This window comes from Meridianimarinicoccus zhengii (genome assembly GCF_003254465.1).
Classification (GTDB): domain Bacteria; phylum Pseudomonadota; class Alphaproteobacteria; order Rhodobacterales; family Rhodobacteraceae; genus Meridianimarinicoccus; species Meridianimarinicoccus zhengii.
Genome location: NZ_QDFI01000184.1, coordinates 1 through 1,022, shown reverse-complemented (window position 1 = coordinate 1,022; position 1,022 = coordinate 1). Strand labels below are relative to the sequence as shown.

2 protein-coding genes are annotated in these 1,022 nt (G+C 70.9%); one reads left to right on the top strand and one right to left on the bottom strand.

Going from position 1 to position 1,022, the window contains the following annotated elements; all coding sequences use genetic code 11:
- Positions 1–199 precede the first annotated feature (199 nt).
- Positions 200–691, bottom strand: coding sequence for an RNA polymerase sigma factor (locus DDE13_RS22500; protein WP_111406403.1), 492 nt, complete (start codon positions 689–691; stop codon positions 200–202).
- Between the two features lie 93 nt (positions 692–784).
- Between DDE13_RS22500 and DDE13_RS23320 the strand changes: the two genes are divergently transcribed.
- Positions 785–1,022, top strand: a 238-nt coding sequence (locus DDE13_RS23320; protein WP_222626196.1) for a hypothetical protein, incomplete at its 3' end; no start/stop codon positions are given.

Below are 1,022 nucleotides of genomic sequence, written 5' to 3'. Positions count from 1 at the left end.
GAAGCGGCGCGCGGCGTCCGGGTCGGCGGCGATGGCCCGCGCCGCCGCGGCAGCCGCCGCGGCGTCCAGTTCGCCATCGGCCAGCGCCATCAGGCGGGCGTCGTCCGCCACTGCATCCGGGTCATCGGCGGCCTCGTTCTTGTCTGTTCGTGTCATGGGCTGGCTCCGTGATCTGTCGCGGGGATAACGGCGGGCGGGGTCATTCCATTCCCAGCCGCGACGCAAGGGCGCGGCGCGCGCGGGACAGCCGGCTCATCACCGTGCCCACGGGAATGTCGAGAACGGCAGCCGCCTCGGCATAGCTCAGCTCCTCCACGCAGACCAGCGTCAGGATCGCGCGCTGATCCTCGGGCAGATCGCGCATCGCAGCCATGGTCTGGTCCAGCATCACCCGCGCTTCCGTCTCGCGCGGGCCATCGACGCTGGCGGCCTCGGGCGCATCGGCGATGTCGGTTTCCGCCCCGCGCGTACGCGTGCGCCGCGTCATGTCGATGAAGGCATTGCGCAGGATGCGGAATAACCACGCCATCAGCGGCGTTGACGGGTCATAGCGGTCCTGCGCGGCGAGAGCCCGTTCCACCGTGATCTGCACCAAGTCATCCGCGACATCCGGCGCGCGGGCCAGCGACAACGCGAAGCGGCGCAGGGACGGCAGGGCGGCAATCAGCCGATCGGTGAAATCGTCGGTCATGGAGTTGCACACCGCGCGCACAAGGAGGACGTTGTGGCATCGATAGAACGTCGAACGGACGAACACCACCCACCCGGATACCGGAGCCGACGCATGGAAAGACGGATTTGGCCCCTGCTGGTCCTGAGCGCGATCCTTGCCGTATCCCCGGCACCCTTCGGCCCAGCCGACGCCCCCTGGCAGGGCGGCGCGGCGCTGGCCGACGACGATGACGGCGGGGACGGCGATGACGACGACAGCGATGACGGGGACGATGACGACGACGGGGACGACGACGGACCCGCTGGCGGGCCGGGCGGCGGGTCGGGCGGCGGCGGCGGGGCGGCGCGCG

Coding starts and splice junctions, on each gene's coding strand:
- DDE13_RS22500 (WP_111406403.1), bottom strand. CDS start 691: ATGACCGACGATTTCACCGATCGGCTGATTGCCGCCCTGCCGTCCCTG.